13 protein-coding genes and 1 pseudogene are annotated in these 13,042 nt (G+C 74.4%); 8 read left to right on the forward strand and 6 right to left on the reverse strand.

Annotated features, from left to right (window positions below):
• Positions 1 to 415: 415 nt before the first annotated feature.
• The 3 genes from ACWJ6R_RS17690 (at position 416) to ACWJ6R_RS17700 (ending at position 2,792) form a co-directional block, all read left to right on the forward strand.
• Entirely contained in the window at positions 416 to 1,162 is a 747-nt protein-coding gene (locus tag ACWJ6R_RS17690) for a GntR family transcriptional regulator (RefSeq protein WP_449063272.1), read from the forward strand.
• A gap of 216 nt (positions 1,163 to 1,378) precedes the next feature.
• The gene (locus ACWJ6R_RS17695) at positions 1,379 to 2,074 is read left to right on the forward strand and encodes a GNAT family N-acetyltransferase (RefSeq protein WP_449063273.1); all 696 of its coding nucleotides are present in this window, start codon (positions 1,379 to 1,381) and stop codon (positions 2,072 to 2,074) included.
• A gap of 43 nt (positions 2,075 to 2,117) precedes the next feature.
• Positions 2,118 to 2,792, forward strand: coding sequence for a copper homeostasis protein CutC (locus ACWJ6R_RS17700; RefSeq protein WP_449063274.1), 675 nt, complete (start codon positions 2,118 to 2,120; stop codon positions 2,790 to 2,792).
• A 128-nt stretch (positions 2,793 to 2,920) separates the two neighbouring features.
• Here the strand turns inward: ACWJ6R_RS17700 and ACWJ6R_RS17705 are convergent, their stop codons facing one another.
• From ACWJ6R_RS17705 to ACWJ6R_RS17720, 4 genes and pseudogenes are all read right to left on the reverse strand, one after another.
• Positions 2,921 to 3,298: a DUF6986 family protein gene (locus ACWJ6R_RS17705; protein WP_449063283.1), complete on the reverse strand. Its 378-nt coding sequence runs from the start codon at positions 3,296 to 3,298 to the stop codon at positions 2,921 to 2,923.
• Positions 3,274 to 4,095 (reverse strand): annotated as a pseudogene (locus ACWJ6R_RS17710) (DUF6986 family protein); the annotation flags it as partial. The pseudogene ACWJ6R_RS17710 and the gene ACWJ6R_RS17705, both read right to left, overlap by 25 nt.
• A 94-nt stretch (positions 4,096 to 4,189) precedes the next feature.
• Complete coding sequence (locus ACWJ6R_RS17715; protein ID WP_449063275.1) at positions 4,190 to 5,908, reverse strand: tetratricopeptide repeat-containing diguanylate cyclase; 1,719 nt, start codon at positions 5,906 to 5,908, stop codon at positions 4,190 to 4,192.
• 160 nt (positions 5,909 to 6,068) lie between these two features.
• The gene (locus tag ACWJ6R_RS17720) at positions 6,069 to 7,475 is read right to left on the reverse strand and encodes an FAD-dependent oxidoreductase (protein ID WP_449063276.1); all 1,407 of its coding nucleotides are present in this window, start codon (positions 7,473 to 7,475) and stop codon (positions 6,069 to 6,071) included.
• 268 nt (positions 7,476 to 7,743) lie between these two features.
• On the opposite strand from ACWJ6R_RS17720, the gene ACWJ6R_RS17725 reads away from it, so the two are divergent.
• Positions 7,744 to 8,199, forward strand: coding sequence for a hypothetical protein (locus ACWJ6R_RS17725; protein WP_449063277.1), 456 nt, complete (start codon positions 7,744 to 7,746; stop codon positions 8,197 to 8,199).
• A gap of 5 nt (positions 8,200 to 8,204) precedes the next feature.
• Here ACWJ6R_RS17725 and ACWJ6R_RS17730 read toward each other — a convergent pair whose 3' ends face one another.
• Positions 8,205 to 8,795, reverse strand: coding sequence for an acyl-CoA dehydrogenase family protein (locus ACWJ6R_RS17730; RefSeq protein WP_449063284.1), 591 nt, complete (start codon positions 8,793 to 8,795; stop codon positions 8,205 to 8,207).
• A complete protein-coding gene (locus ACWJ6R_RS17735) occupies positions 8,717 to 9,310 on the reverse strand; it encodes an acyl-CoA dehydrogenase family protein (RefSeq protein ID WP_449063278.1) in 594 nt (197 codons plus the stop codon). The genes ACWJ6R_RS17730 and ACWJ6R_RS17735 overlap by 79 nt, the downstream gene beginning before the upstream one ends.
• Positions 9,311 to 9,429: 119 nt before the next feature.
• Between ACWJ6R_RS17735 and ACWJ6R_RS17740 the strand changes: the two genes are divergently transcribed.
• From ACWJ6R_RS17740 to ACWJ6R_RS17755, 4 genes are all read left to right on the forward strand, one after another.
• Positions 9,430 to 10,038, forward strand: coding sequence for a hypothetical protein (locus ACWJ6R_RS17740; protein ID WP_449063279.1), 609 nt, complete (start codon positions 9,430 to 9,432; stop codon positions 10,036 to 10,038).
• Between the two features lie 87 nt (positions 10,039 to 10,125).
• Complete coding sequence (locus ACWJ6R_RS17745; protein WP_449063280.1) at positions 10,126 to 11,868, forward strand: proline--tRNA ligase; 1,743 nt, start codon at positions 10,126 to 10,128, stop codon at positions 11,866 to 11,868.
• Between the two features lie 129 nt (positions 11,869 to 11,997).
• The gene (locus ACWJ6R_RS17750; protein ID WP_449063281.1) at positions 11,998 to 12,300 is read left to right on the forward strand and encodes a hypothetical protein; all 303 of its coding nucleotides are present in this window, start codon (positions 11,998 to 12,000) and stop codon (positions 12,298 to 12,300) included.
• Positions 12,297 to 13,042: WXG100 family type VII secretion target (locus ACWJ6R_RS17755; protein ID WP_449063282.1), on the forward strand; the 746-nt coding region annotated here is incomplete at its 3' end. The genes ACWJ6R_RS17750 and ACWJ6R_RS17755, both read left to right, overlap by 4 nt.

Below are 13,042 nucleotides of genomic sequence, written 5' to 3' on the forward strand. Positions count from 1 at the left end.
GTCCCGGTCTCCGGGAGCGGGCCGCCGGGGGGCGCGGGGCGGCCGTCCGCGGAACGGAGGACGACCGCGGGGCGGGAAGGCGCGGGAAGGGCCGCGGCGGCGAGGGGACGGGCTGCGGCGGGGAGAAAAGGCGGCGGGGAGAAAAAGGGGCGGGTCATCCGGTGCGGGGACGGGAAGACGCGCCCTGGCGGGCGTGGGGGACCCGCCAGGACGCGCTTCTCCCCGGTGCGGTGGCGCGAGGACCCCGGCGAGGGATGGGGTCCTCACGCGGTCGACGCGTGGGGGGTCGGTGGGGTGGAGCCTTTCGATGGATTTGTACCAACGATTGGATGATGCGGCTCCTGGGAGGCTAGGTCAAGGGGTGGTTCCCCACTAGAACCAAATCGTCTAGTTTTGTTGGCACAAAGGGGACTAAATGGCTCGGTCAACGCTGTATCAGCAGGTGGCCTCCGAACTCCGGAGGACCATCTACTCCGGTGCGCTCAAGCCGGGTGATCAGCTGCCGACCGAGGCCGAGCTCATGCTCACCCACCAGGTGAGCCGCAACACCGTACGGCTCGCCCTCGGCGAGCTGGTCAACGAGGGCCTGGTCACCCGGACGCCCCGCCGGGGCACCGTGGTCAGGGAGCGCCGCCCCCTATTGATGCATCCCCAGCGCGAGCTCCAGCCGCAGCCCGGGGAGACCCGGGAGGCCTTCGCCTGGGCGGTCTCCCAGGAGGGGCGCGAACCGAGCCAGGAGATCGAGGTCTCGATCGTGAACCCGGTCGAGGAGATCGCCAGCAGGCTGGAGCTGCCCGACGACGGGCTCGCCGTGGTCCGCCGCAGGCTGCGCTTCGTGGACGCGCAGCCGTACAACACCAACGACTCCTACTTCCCGCTCTGGCTGGTCTCCGGATCCGAGATCGCCCGTCCCGGCGACATCTCGCGAGGGGCCAACCGGGTGCTGGAGGAGCTCGGCCACGCCCAGGTGAGGGTCGTGGACGACATCTGGGCGCGGATGCCCACCAGCTCGGAGACCGAGCGGCTCCGGCTCCAGTCGGGCACGCCGGTCGTCGTCTACGTCCGCGTCGGCTACGACGAGGAGGACGTCCCCGTGCGGGTCGCGGTCTCGGTGCTCCCCGCCGACAAGCACCTGATCCGGTACGAGCTGAAAAGCCGTTGACCTCCCCCTGGCCGCCCTGATGGGACGGCCTCCGCCCTGCCCGCGCGGCAGGCGGCCACCGGGCGCGGCCCGCCGTGCGGGCGGGCGCGCCCCCTTTCCCCGGTCCGCCTCGGACCCCTAGCGCGGGGGCTCCCTGGCCCGGCGCGGATGCCGTGCGTCATCGGACGGATACCTTCCGTGTCATTTCACCCACCCAGCGCAACGAAGGGATCGACCATGCACTCCAGCACCATCACCCTCGGCACCCTCGGCACCCCCGCCCCCGCGCGGCGCCTCACGCCGCGCCGGGCGGACGCCGCGGACCTGCCGGGGGTGCTCGCGCTCCTGGCGCGGACCGCCGCCTGGCTGAACGGCCGGGGCGTACGGCAGTGGCCCGCCGGCGGTTTCCCGGCCGAGCGCATCACCCCGCTGATCGAGCGAGGGGACATGTACCTGCTGGACGGGGAGGACGGGCCGATCGCCACCGTGGCGCTGGACGGCCACGCCGACCCCGAGTTCTGGACCGCCCAGGACGACCCCGCCTCGGCGCTCTACGTCCACAAGCTCGCGGTGGCGCGCGGCTGCTCCGGCCGGGGGCTGGGCGAGGCGCTGCTCGACTGGGCGGGCCTGCGCGCGGTCGCGGCGGGCCGGCGCTGGCTCCGGCTCGACTGCGCCAAGGAGAACCGGCGGCTGCAGGACTACTACCGGCGGCAGCGCTTCACCCACCTGCGCACGGTCGACCTGCCGCACCGCGCCTCGGGAGCGCTGTTCCAGCGTCCGGGCGGCCTGCGCGGCGCCGCCCCGGCCGTCCCCGCGGCGCTCTCCGAGGGCGCCGAGGCCCTTCCGGGAGCCGTTCCGGCGGCGCTCTCCGAGGGCGCCGAGGCCGTCGCCTCCCCGGCCCGCCGGGGCCCGGCCCTGCTGGAGCATCCGTGAACCGCGGCGATCCTCGGACAAAGCCATCCGATAGCCTCACTTCATGACCGGATCCCTGCTTGAGGTGATCGCGCTCGACGTGCGCGACGCCGTCGCCGCCGAAGAGGGCGGCGCCGACCGCTTGGAGATCGTCGCCGACATGGCGTCGGGCGGGCTCACCCCGGCGGTGGACACGGTCGCGGCGATCGCCAAGGAGTGCAGGCTGCCGCAGATGGTCATGCTGCGGGGCGAGGCCTCGTTCCTGGCCTCGCCCGAGCGGCTGGAGGGCCTGCGGCGCGACGCCCGGGCCCTCTCCGAGGCGGGCGCGGCCGGGTTCGTGTTCGGCTTCCTCGACTCCACCGGGGCGGTCGACCTGGCCGCCACCGAGACGCTGATCCACGCGGTGGCCCCGCTGCCCTGGACCTTCCACCGGGCGGTGGACCACGCGGCCGACGTCCAGGCGGGCTGGCGGGCCGTACGGCTGCTGCCCAACCTCGCCACCGTGCTCACCGCGGGCGCGCCCGGCGGGGTGCGGGACGGCATGTCCGTCCTGCGGACCCGCTGCGAGGCCGGAGACGGCCCGCTCATCCTGGCCGGCGGGGGCCTGCGCCCCGGTCACGTCCCGGCCCTGCTGGAGTACGGCGTGCGCGCCTTCCACGTCGGGAGCGCGGTGCGCGCGTCGTGGTCGGACCCGGTCGAGGCGCACCTGGTCCGCCGCTGGCGTGAACTGGTCGACTGACCACAACTGGTCGACTGACCACCGGAGCCGGCGCCCGGGTCCGCGGTCTCCCGCGCTGGAGAGTCCTCGCGCCGGAGGGCTCCCGGTCCGGGTGCCCCGTGAGGCCGCTCCGGCGGATCAGGGCCGGGTCAGGGCCGTCCCAGGGCCAGCTCCGCGCGGCGCAGCGCGGCGCTCATCGTCTTGACCGTCGCCGGCTCGTCCATCACGCCGCCGCCCGCCGCCCGCCGCTCCTGGAAGTCCCGGACCCGGCGGGAGAACTCGGCGTGATGGCGCAGGTGGAAGTCGTAGACCGCGGCGTAGCGGCTGACCAGGTGCGAGGGGTGCATGTCCCACCCCTGGTAGAAGCCGTGGCGCAGGGAGTGCCTGACCAGCTCGGCGTGGCGTGACCACAGGGCGTGCACGTCGCGGGTGCGCCGGAGGCGGGGGAGGCGGCGAGGGATCCGTCCGACAGCTCCACGCCGGTCCCGGCGAACGCGGTCTGCATGACGTGCCTGGCGTGGTCGCACGCCGGGTGGTCCAGCCGCTGCTCGTGCGGGGGCAGCGCGCAGCTCGCGGTGTAGTCGAAGACGCCGAAGTGCGCGGCCGAGAGCCTGTCGCCGAGTGAGGCGGCCAGCTCGGGGCCGAGGAACCGGAGCGTCTGGACGGCCTCGACCTGGATCTCGAACCGCAGCGTCCCGGCGCCCAGGCCCAGTTCCCGCTCCAGCGCCCCCAGGCAGTCGGCGAACTGGTGCAGGTAGTCCTCCATGAGGACCTTGGGGAAGGTGACGACGAACCCCTCCGGCAGCCGGCCGGCCCGTTCCACGATCCCGGTCAGGAACCCGTCCAGCGTCCGCAGGCTCCGGCCGGGGTCGCCGTCGGCGAACGACTTGACCCGCAGCCCCCACCGGCGCGGGAGCGTCCCGGCCGCGTGCAGGGCGGCGACCGCCGAGGCGGCGCGGGCGACGTCGCGGTCCTCCTCGGCGGGGCGGACGCCGTACCCGTCCTCGAAGTCGACGCGCAGGTCCTCCACCGGCTCGGCGGACAGCTTCGCGGCGATCCTCGGGTGCAGTTCCGCGGCGGCGTCCTCCGGCACGCCGAAGACCCGGGCGAGGGTCCCGGGGCCGGACAGGTGGCCGGTGAGCAGCTCCAGCGCGTCCCGCCCCCACTCCGCCACCGTCTCCGGGCCGAACCGGTCGGCCGGGACGTAGACGGTGTGCACGGGCTGCCAGCGGGGCGCCGCCTGGGGGAAACGCGCCGACTGCTCCCGGTGGGCCCGCTCGAAGCCGGGGATCAGTGCCAGGGGATCGGCGAGCGTGACGCGCACGGTGGTGCTCCTTGCCGTCGGAGGGCGGCGCCGCCGGGGCGGGTCACCCGAACCCTAGAACCCGTCCGGGGCTCACCGGAACCGCCCGCGGCCCTCACCCCGCGCCGGGGTGCTCCACGCCGGCCTGTCCCGTGCCGGGCTGCGCCGTACCGGGCCTTCCCGTGTCCGAGCGGGCGTCGGCGTCACGGTGGCGGCGCCGCTCGCCCAGGGGCGCGCTGGAGGTGGCGCAGACGCGGTTGCGGCCCTTGTGCTTGGCGGTGTAGAGGTTCGCGTCGGCCAGGGCGATGAGCTCGGCCTGGGTGCTGTGGGGCTGGGAGGCGGTGACGCCGATGCTCACGGTGACGGGCAGCTCCCCGGTGAGCGCCTGCCAGGGACGGGACGCGATGGCGGCCCGCAGTTCCTCCAGCCGGGCCACGGCCGCGGCGGGGCTGATCCCGGTCAGCACGATCAGGAACTCCTCGCCGCCCATCCGCGCGGCGAAGCCCAGGCTGGCGCAGGCGGGGTCCGGTACGGCGTCGAGCATCTTGGCGACGGCGACCAGGACCTGGTCGCCCACGTCGTGGGAGCAGGTGTCGTTGATCCGCTTGAAGTGGTCGAGGTCGACGAGCGCGACCGTCACCGCGTCGTCCGTCAGGGCGGCGGCGGAGAGGAGCTCGGGCAGGTGCTCGTCGACGTAGCGGCGGTTGCGCAGCCCGGTGAGCGGGTCGCGGCGGGCCTGCTCGCGGAAGAGCTCGGCCTCCTGGCGCGCCTCGCTGGCCTCGAACATGACCTGCCGGGTGCGGGCCCGGGCCTCCCGCTGCTGGGAGACCAGGTCCTTCTCGGCCGCGTGGTAGGCCTTGTACGCCTCGAACGCCCGCCGGTAGTCGCCGGTGGCGGCGTGCAGCTCGGCCTGCTCCTGCTGCAGCGGGACGAGGATCCGGAGGTAGCCGTGCTCCTCGCAGATCGACCGGCTGCGGTCCAGGTTCGCCTGGGCCTCCTTCAGGGTGCCCAGGTGGCGCTGGGCGATGGCCAGGGTGAGCAGGATCTCGGGGAGCGCGGCCGCCTGCTTCAGCTCCTGGTCCTCGTACATCCGGATGCCCGTCTCGGCGGCCATCACGGCTTCCGCGTGGTGGCCGAGCGGGATCTGGAGCCGGGCGATGGTGTCCAGGTGGGAGACGTCGAGCTCGTAGTCGTGGGCCGCGCTGACCGCCAGCATGCGCTCGACGGACTCCCAGGCGACGTCGTAGCGGCCGGCCTCGTACTCGGCGTAGGCGAGGTTGTTGAGGACCGTGACGTGCCGCTCCACGTCGATCGTGGTGGCGAGGCGCTCGGCCTGCCGGTAGCGCTCGCGGGAGGCCTCGATGGAACCGGTCTCGTCGAGCGCGTCCGCCAGCCGCATCAGGTGGGCCAGCCGGATGCGGGGGTGCGTGCTCTCCTCCAGTGCCTCCACGGAGCTGACCGTGTGCTCCAGCGAGGCCGCCGGATCGCCCAGATCCCGGTAGGCCCGCGCCATCAGCAGGTGGGTGCGGGCCAGCAGCGGACGGCACTCGTTGTCGACCGCCCACCGGTTGACCTGCCACATCACCGGTATCACGGAGGTCAGATCGCCCCAGCGCGTCTGCACGTCGACCTGGACCAGCTTCGCGCGCAGGGCCAGCACGACGTCGCCGAGCTCCTCGGCCGCCCGCTCCAGCTCCACCGCGCGGTCGAACGCCGTCTCGATGTTGTAGCCGCTGGTGATCTCCAGTGCCTCCAGCTCCGCCGAGAGCTCCTCCGGCGTGGACGGTCCGGCCGCCTCACCGGACCCGGCGGGAGCGGCGGAGACGTCCGGCACGGCGGTCCCGGCGGCGGAACCGGGGTGAGCCGGGTCCGTGACGGGAGCCTTCGGTGCCGGTTTCGAGGCAGGGTCGGTCAACGGTCCGTTCACGGAGCCCTCATCGGTAGCCGAATCCGATTCTGTAGAAGTTCGGCCCGATAACGGTTAGATCATTTCTTTACCGGGCCGCGAGGTCCTCGGCGCCCTCCATGCCCTCCGTGCCCTCGGCACCCCCGGCGCCCTCGGTGCGGTCCGTCCCGCCCAGGGCCCCGTCCTCCCGGGGTCCCCGACCCTCCAGCACGGCGGCGATCGCGGCGGCGCCGGCCAGTTTCACCCGCTCGCCGCGACCGAGGGACCGGGCCAGCGCGGCCTCGGCGGCCTCGATGGCCCGCCACCCGTCGTAGGTCACGGGGGAGAGCCCGCGCCGGGCGAGGAGCGGGTCCAGTTCCGTGTGCCGCACCGGCGCGCGGCCGGAGAGGTCGGCCAGCAGGGTGCGGACGGTCTCGGCGGCGTCGGACTTGTTGGTGCCGATCACACCGCTGGGCCCGCGCTTGAGCCAGCCCGCGACGTATTCGCGTTCGCCCACCCGTCCCGCCTCGTTCGGCACGGTCATGGTGGCCTCGGAGAACGGGACGCCCGGCAGCGGGACGCTGCGGTATCCGACCGAGCGCAGGACCATGCCGACGGGGAGGACCTCGAACTCGCCGGTGCCGACGACGCGGCCGTCGGCCAGGCGGGTCCGCTCGAGCCTGAGGGCCTCCACCCGGTCGCGGCCCAGGATCTCCACGGGTCGCATCCAGAAGCGCACGTCCAGGCGCCGGGGGCGGCCCGCCGGGGAGCGGGCGGCCCAGGACTGCAGCACCTCGACGTTCCCCCGGACCTGCCGCGACAGGCCCTCCACCGAGGCCGCCGCCTCCTCCGGCCGCACGAGCACGTCGGCGTTGGCCAGCTCGCCGAGCTCCCGCAGCTCCTTCAGGGTGAACTTGGCGTGCTCCGGTCCCCGGCGGCCGATCAGGTGGACGGTCCTCACCCGGCTGGCGGCCAGCCGGGCCAGGACCTCCTCCGGCACGTCGGTGGCGCGCAACTCGTCGGCGGTCTTGGCCAGGATCCGCACGACGTCCACCGCCACGTTGCCCACGCCGACCACCGCGACCTCGGGGCTGTCCAGCAGGAAGCGGTCGGCGGGCACGTCCGGGTGCCCGCAGTACCAGTTCACGAAGTCGGTGGCCGCCACGCTGCCGGGCAGGTCCTCGCCGGGGACGCCCATCCGCCGGTCGACCATCGCGCCGGTGCAGTAGACCACGGCGTCGTAGCAGTCCAGCAGGTCGTCGCGGCCGACGTCCCGGCCGAACTCGATCCCGCCGAGGAAGCGCACACCGGGCAGCTCCAGCACCCGGCGCAGGTAGCCGGCTATCGACTTGATCGAGGTGTGGTCGGGGGCCACGCCGTACCGCACCAGCCCGTAGGGGGTGGGCAGCCGCTCCAGCACGTCCACCTCGACGGGACCGGTGGCCTGCCTCGCCAGCGCCTCGGCGGTGTAGATCCCGGCGGGGCCGGATCCGACGACCGCGACTCGCAGTGACACGTCGCCTCCCAGGGGTTGTGCCGGTGGCCGCGCATCGGCAGGGGCGCGCTTCCTCCAACGTACTCCTGAGACCGCCCGCGCGGGACGCATCCGGTGGCATCCGCGCCGGAGCGGGCGGCGGCGTCTCCGGCAGGGGGCGCGGTAGGCCCGGGGGTTCCGGCCGGAGGGATGGGAAAGAGAAGGGATGGTTCCCGTGCGGAGCCCGTGAGGAGGGGGCGAAGGAGCGGTAAAGCGCGGACGGGCGCGGGACCGGAGCTGGCACGCTCCGATGCATGAGGGGACCGGGCGGGGACGGGCGCTCCGCGAGTGCGCCCGACGAGATCCAGCCGGTGGGCGCCCACGGTTCGAGGCGTTCGGCCGGGTGATGGCGGCGCTCGGCGGCGAGGCCGAGTTGATGGAGTCGTGCCGCGACCTGACCTGGTGGCGGGGGGCCGACGACAGCTGGCACATCGAGTGGCGCGAGGGGCCCTACGCCGCCGAGGTGGCGCGGACGCTGGCCGAGCGGGTCGGGGAGCCCGGCGCCCCGGCGGACCCCGTCGGGCGGGCCACCCCGGCTGTCCGCCGTCTCGACGTGGTGGGTGTCCGCTTCGTGCTGCGGGCCGTCGACCCGCTCGGCCGGGACCGCCCCCACACCCGTCTCGGCCCCTGGCGCCTGGCCGAGGTCCTCGACACGACCCGTCGCGGCCCCTCCCCCCGGCCCTGGGAGCAGCTCCTCGGCGGTTGACCGGGTCACAGGCCGGCGGCCGCGGCGAGGCGGGCCCGGTGGGCCTGCGGCGGGCCGAAGAGCTGGGCGCCGGCGGCGGCCCGCTTGAGGTGGCGGTGGGCCGGATGCTCCCAGGTGACGCCGGTGCCCCCGTGGATCTGGATGTTCTCGCCCGCGGCGGCCAGATAGGCCTCGGTGCAGTAGGAGCCCGCGATCGCGGCGGCGACCGGAAGCCCGCCGGGGAGGGCGCGGGCGGCGGCCAGCGCGGCCGAGCGGGCGGACTCGACGAGCAGGAGCAGGTCGGCGAGCTTGTGCTTGACGGCCTGGAAGGAGCCGATGGGGCGGCCGAACTGGTGGCGCCGGAGGGCGTGCCGCACGGCGGCCTCCAGGCAGGCGGCGGCGCCGCCGGACTGCTCGGCCGCCAGGCAGGCGACGCCCGCGTCCCGGACCCGGTCGCGGGCCGTGCCGTCGCCGGCCGGCCGTACGGGGACGGCGTCGAAGGAGAGGGCGACGAGCGGGCGGGTCTGGTCGAGCGCCGTCAGCGGCGTGCGGGACGAGGGCACGGCCTCGACCAGTTCGTCGCCGGCGAAGGCCAGGACCACCTCGCCGTCCAGCACGCAGGGCGCGGTGCCGGTGAGCCGTCCCCGGGACAGGACCAGGTCGGCGTCGCCGGGCAGCAGGACGGTCGCGGTGCGGGAGCCGTCGGCGATGGCGGGCAGCAGCCGGGCCATCGCCTCGGGTCGGCGGCGGCCCTGAGCGCCTCGACGGCGAGCACGGCGGTCGCCAGGTAGGGGTGGGAGGACAGGACGCGGCCGAGTTCCTCGCAGACGACCGCCTGCTCGGCCGCGCCGCACCCCGCCCCGCCGTACTCCTCGGGTACGGCCAGGCCCGCCACGCCGAGCTCCCGGGCGAAGCGGTCCCAGGGGGCGCCGGGGCGCCCGGCGAGGAAGGCGCGGACGGCGTCGCGGAGGTCGGCCTGGTCCTCGGTGAGGCCCATACCGGTGGACTCGGCGGGCTCAACCGGCCCGGTCGGCTGAATCGGTCCGGTCGGTCCGGTCGGTCCGGCGGGGACCGCGGACGCCGCGGGCGGGGCGGGCCCGGCGATCGCCGGGGCGGCGGGGTCAGGGTGCACACGCGCAGCATAAGCAAGCGACCGGTTGTTTAGTAGAGCTTGAACGTTTTTGTGTGTTCTTGCAGGTCATATATGCTGCGCGTGGCCACGGGCGGGGGCGGATCGGGGGATCAGCGGCTTTGGTTGGGCAGAACGACACGTTCGACTTCATCACGGGGGACCGCCGGGAGCGGGTGATCCTCTGGCACATGATGCTCTCGCTCGTCGCGGGGCTGCTGCTCGGCGCCTTCGGCGAGATGCTCGCCCACGGGCCGGGCCCGCTGGTCGCGGCCTACGACCCCTACGCCTACCTCGCCCTCGCGCTCGCCGTCGGCAGGACGGCCGCGGGGTTCGGCTGGGCGGCGCTGGGCGGGGTGCTCGCCGCGCTCGGGCCGGTCGTCCCGATCCTGGCGGCGGGGGCCTTCCCGGCGGGCTACCACCCCTTCCACGTCGGGGCCGAGGGCACGGTGCCGGGCGTCACGCTCCTCGCCCTCGCCCTCTGCGCCCTGCTGGCCTACGCGACCAGGCGGGACGGCCCGCGGGGAGACCTCGCCGCGGCGCTGCCCGCCGGGGTCCTGATGATCGAGGCCGTCGAGGCGGCGCAGTCCGGCTCGTGGAGCGTCCAGGCCGCCGCGGTCCTGCTGCTCGCCGTGGTCCTCTCGCTGCGCCGGGGGGCCGGGGCGGTGCGCTCCGCCCTGGCGGGCGCGGTCCTGGCGGCCGCCCATCTGCTCTTCGTCGCCGGTCCGTGACGGGCCGCGGGACCCCGATGGCAGGCGCGCGCCCCGCCGGGCTCGCTACCCTGTAGGACACCGATTCCCTGCCATCTAGGAGTAGCCGTGCTGCTGCGCATGTCGTCGCTGTTTCTTCGAACGCTGAGGGACGACCCGGCAGACGCGGAAGTCCCGAGCCACAAGCTGCTCGTCCGCGCCGGCTACGTCCGCCGGGTCGCCCCCGGCGTCTACTCCTGGCTGCCGCTCGGCAAGATGGTCCTGGAGAACGTCACCCGCGTCGTGCGCGAGGAGATGGACCGGATGGGCGGCCAGGAGGTGCTCTTCCCTGCCCTCCTGCCCAGGGAGTACTACGAGGCCACCGGCCGCTGGACGGAGTACGGCGACACGCTCTTCCGGCTCAAGGACCGCAAGGGCGCCGACTACCTGCTCGGCCCCACCCACGAGGAGATGTTCACCGACATGGTCAAGGGGGAGTACTCCTCCTACAAGGACTACCCGGTGACGCTCTACCAGATCCAGACGAAGTACCGCGACGAGGCCCGGCCCCGGGCCGGCATCCTGCGCGGGCGCGAGTTCGTCATGAAGGACTCCTACTCCTTCGACCTCGACGACGACGGCCTCAAGCGCTCCTACGAGCAGCACCGCGAGACCTACATCCGCACCTTCGACCGGCTCGGCATCACCTACAAGGTCTGCTTCGCCACCTCGGGGGCGATGGGCGGATCGGCCTCGGAGGAGTTCCTGGCCCCGGCCGAGACCGGCGAGGACACCTTCGTCGCCTGCCACCACTGCGGCTACGCCGCCAACGCCGAGGCGGTCACCACCCCCGCCCCGGCCGCGCCCGCCGGCGAGCAGCCCGCCCTGCGGGTGCTGGACACGCCGAACACCCCCACCATCGAGTCGCTGGTCGCCCACCTCAACGAGCACCACGGCCTGGACGTCACCGCCGCCGACACGCTCAAGAACGTCGTGCTCAAGGTGACCACCCCCGGCTCGGACAAGACCGAGGTCCTGGTCGTCGGCGTCCCCGGTGACCGCGAGGTCGACTTCAAGCGCCTGGAGGCCGCCCTGGCCCCCGGCGAGCCCGCCATCTTCGAGGCCGAGGACTTCCACAGGCACCCCGGCCTGGTGCGCGGCTACATCGGCCCGCAGGTCCTCAAGGGCCTCGGCATCCGCTACCTCGTCGACCCCCGCGTGGTCTCCGGCAGCGCCTGGGTGACCGGCGCCAACGAGCCGGGCAAGCACGCCATCGGCGTGGTCGCCGGCCGCGACTTCGTCCCCGACGGCACCATCGAGGCCGCCGAGGTCCGCGCCGGCGACGCCTGCCCGGCCTGCGGCTCGGGGCTGTCCATCGACCGCGGCATCGAGATCGGCCACATCTTCCAGCTCGGCCGCAAGTACGCCGACGCCGCCAAGCTCGACGCCCTGGGCCCCGACGGCAAGCCGGTCCGCGTCACCATGGGCTCGTACGGCATCGGCGTCTCCCGCGCGGTGGCGGTGCTCGTCGAGCAGCGGCACGACGAGCTCGGGCTCCTGTGGCCCCGCGAGGTCGCCCCCGCCGACGTCCACATCGTGGGCACCGGCAAGGAGAACCAGATCGAGGTCGCCACCCGGCTCGCCGAGGAGCTCCACGCGCGGGGCCTGCGCGTGCTGGTGGACGACCGTGCCGGGGTCTCGCCGGGCGTGAAGTTCAAGGACGCCGAACTGCTCGGCATGCCGACCATCGTGGTGATCGGCCGCGGCCTGGCCCAGGGCGTCGCGGAGCTGCGCGACCGGGCGACCGGCGTCAAGGAGGAGATCCCGATCGCCGAGGCCGCCGACCGCGTCGAGGCCGCCTGCCGGGCCTGATCCTCCGGCCGGGCCCCGTTCCGGGGCCCGGGCGCCGTGACCGGCCGCCGCGGAAACCTCCTTTTCGATCATCGGAGTGGTAGCTTTTACGGACGATCGACACCCGCGAGGCATATGGGGTGAGGTTGCGTGAAAGGGTTCGACCTCCATTTCGACGCGCTGGAAGACTGCGCGAACAAGGCCAGAAGCGTCGCGAACCAGTTCAGGAGCACGGCCGACGAGCGGCCCGCCGACGTCGGCTCCTCCTGCTTCGGGAAACTCGAGGGCGCGTCCGGCAGGCTCGTCGACGCCGTCCGCAGGCTCGAGGGGAAGATCGAGACGGAGACCCGGCACGCCCAGCGGAACCTCGACAAGGTCGAGGCGGCGCTGCACACCGTCATCGCCAACGTCCGCAGGTCCGACGGGCCGGAGACCCCGGTGGAGAGCGTGTGACGGGCGGCGGGGACGGCGAATTCGGCGCCCTCCTGCGCATCGTCGCCGAACTGACCGGCGACCAGTCCGAGATCTCCGGGATCGCGAAGCGCTGGCGGACGCTGGCTACCGGCGTCGGCACGCACACCGGCGCGCTCAAACGCGCGGCCGGCACCGTGGACGACGCCTGGAACGGCGGCGCCGCCGAGGACTTCACCGGGTACATGGCCCGGTACCCGCGGGCGGGAACGGCCCTCGGCGGCGCGCTGAAGAGCTGCGCCGCCACGCTGGAGAACGCCGGGAGCGCGCTGGAGGCCGCCAAGGACGAGGTCCAGGCGATCTACGAGGAGAAGCGGGCCTGGCTGGCCGGGCAGCGCGAAAAGACCGGCGGCGCCGTACCGGCGGAGAGCGTCGGCTCCCAGGTGGCCGACGCCCTCAGGAGGGCCGAAGGGGCGCGGCGGCGGGCCGTCCAGGCGGTCGAGGCGGCGGCCGCGGAGATCGGCGGGCATCTCGGCACCGCGTTCTTCACCGCCATCCCCGCCCCGGGGGACCAGGCCTTCGTGCCCCGCAACGACCCCGCGACGCGCTGGGTGCCCGACCCGGCCTTCCGGCAGGGGAGCTCGACGCGGCTGGCCGGATACGAGGGCTCCACCCCGGTGAACGGCGGGAGCGGCGGCTCCGGAGGGTACGGCGCGGGCACCGGGCACGGGCCGGGCGGCGGCCGAGCGGCTCCGCACGGCACGGAAGCCGTACCAGACGGTGA

The sequence above is a fragment of the Planomonospora algeriensis genome (assembly GCF_977012225.1).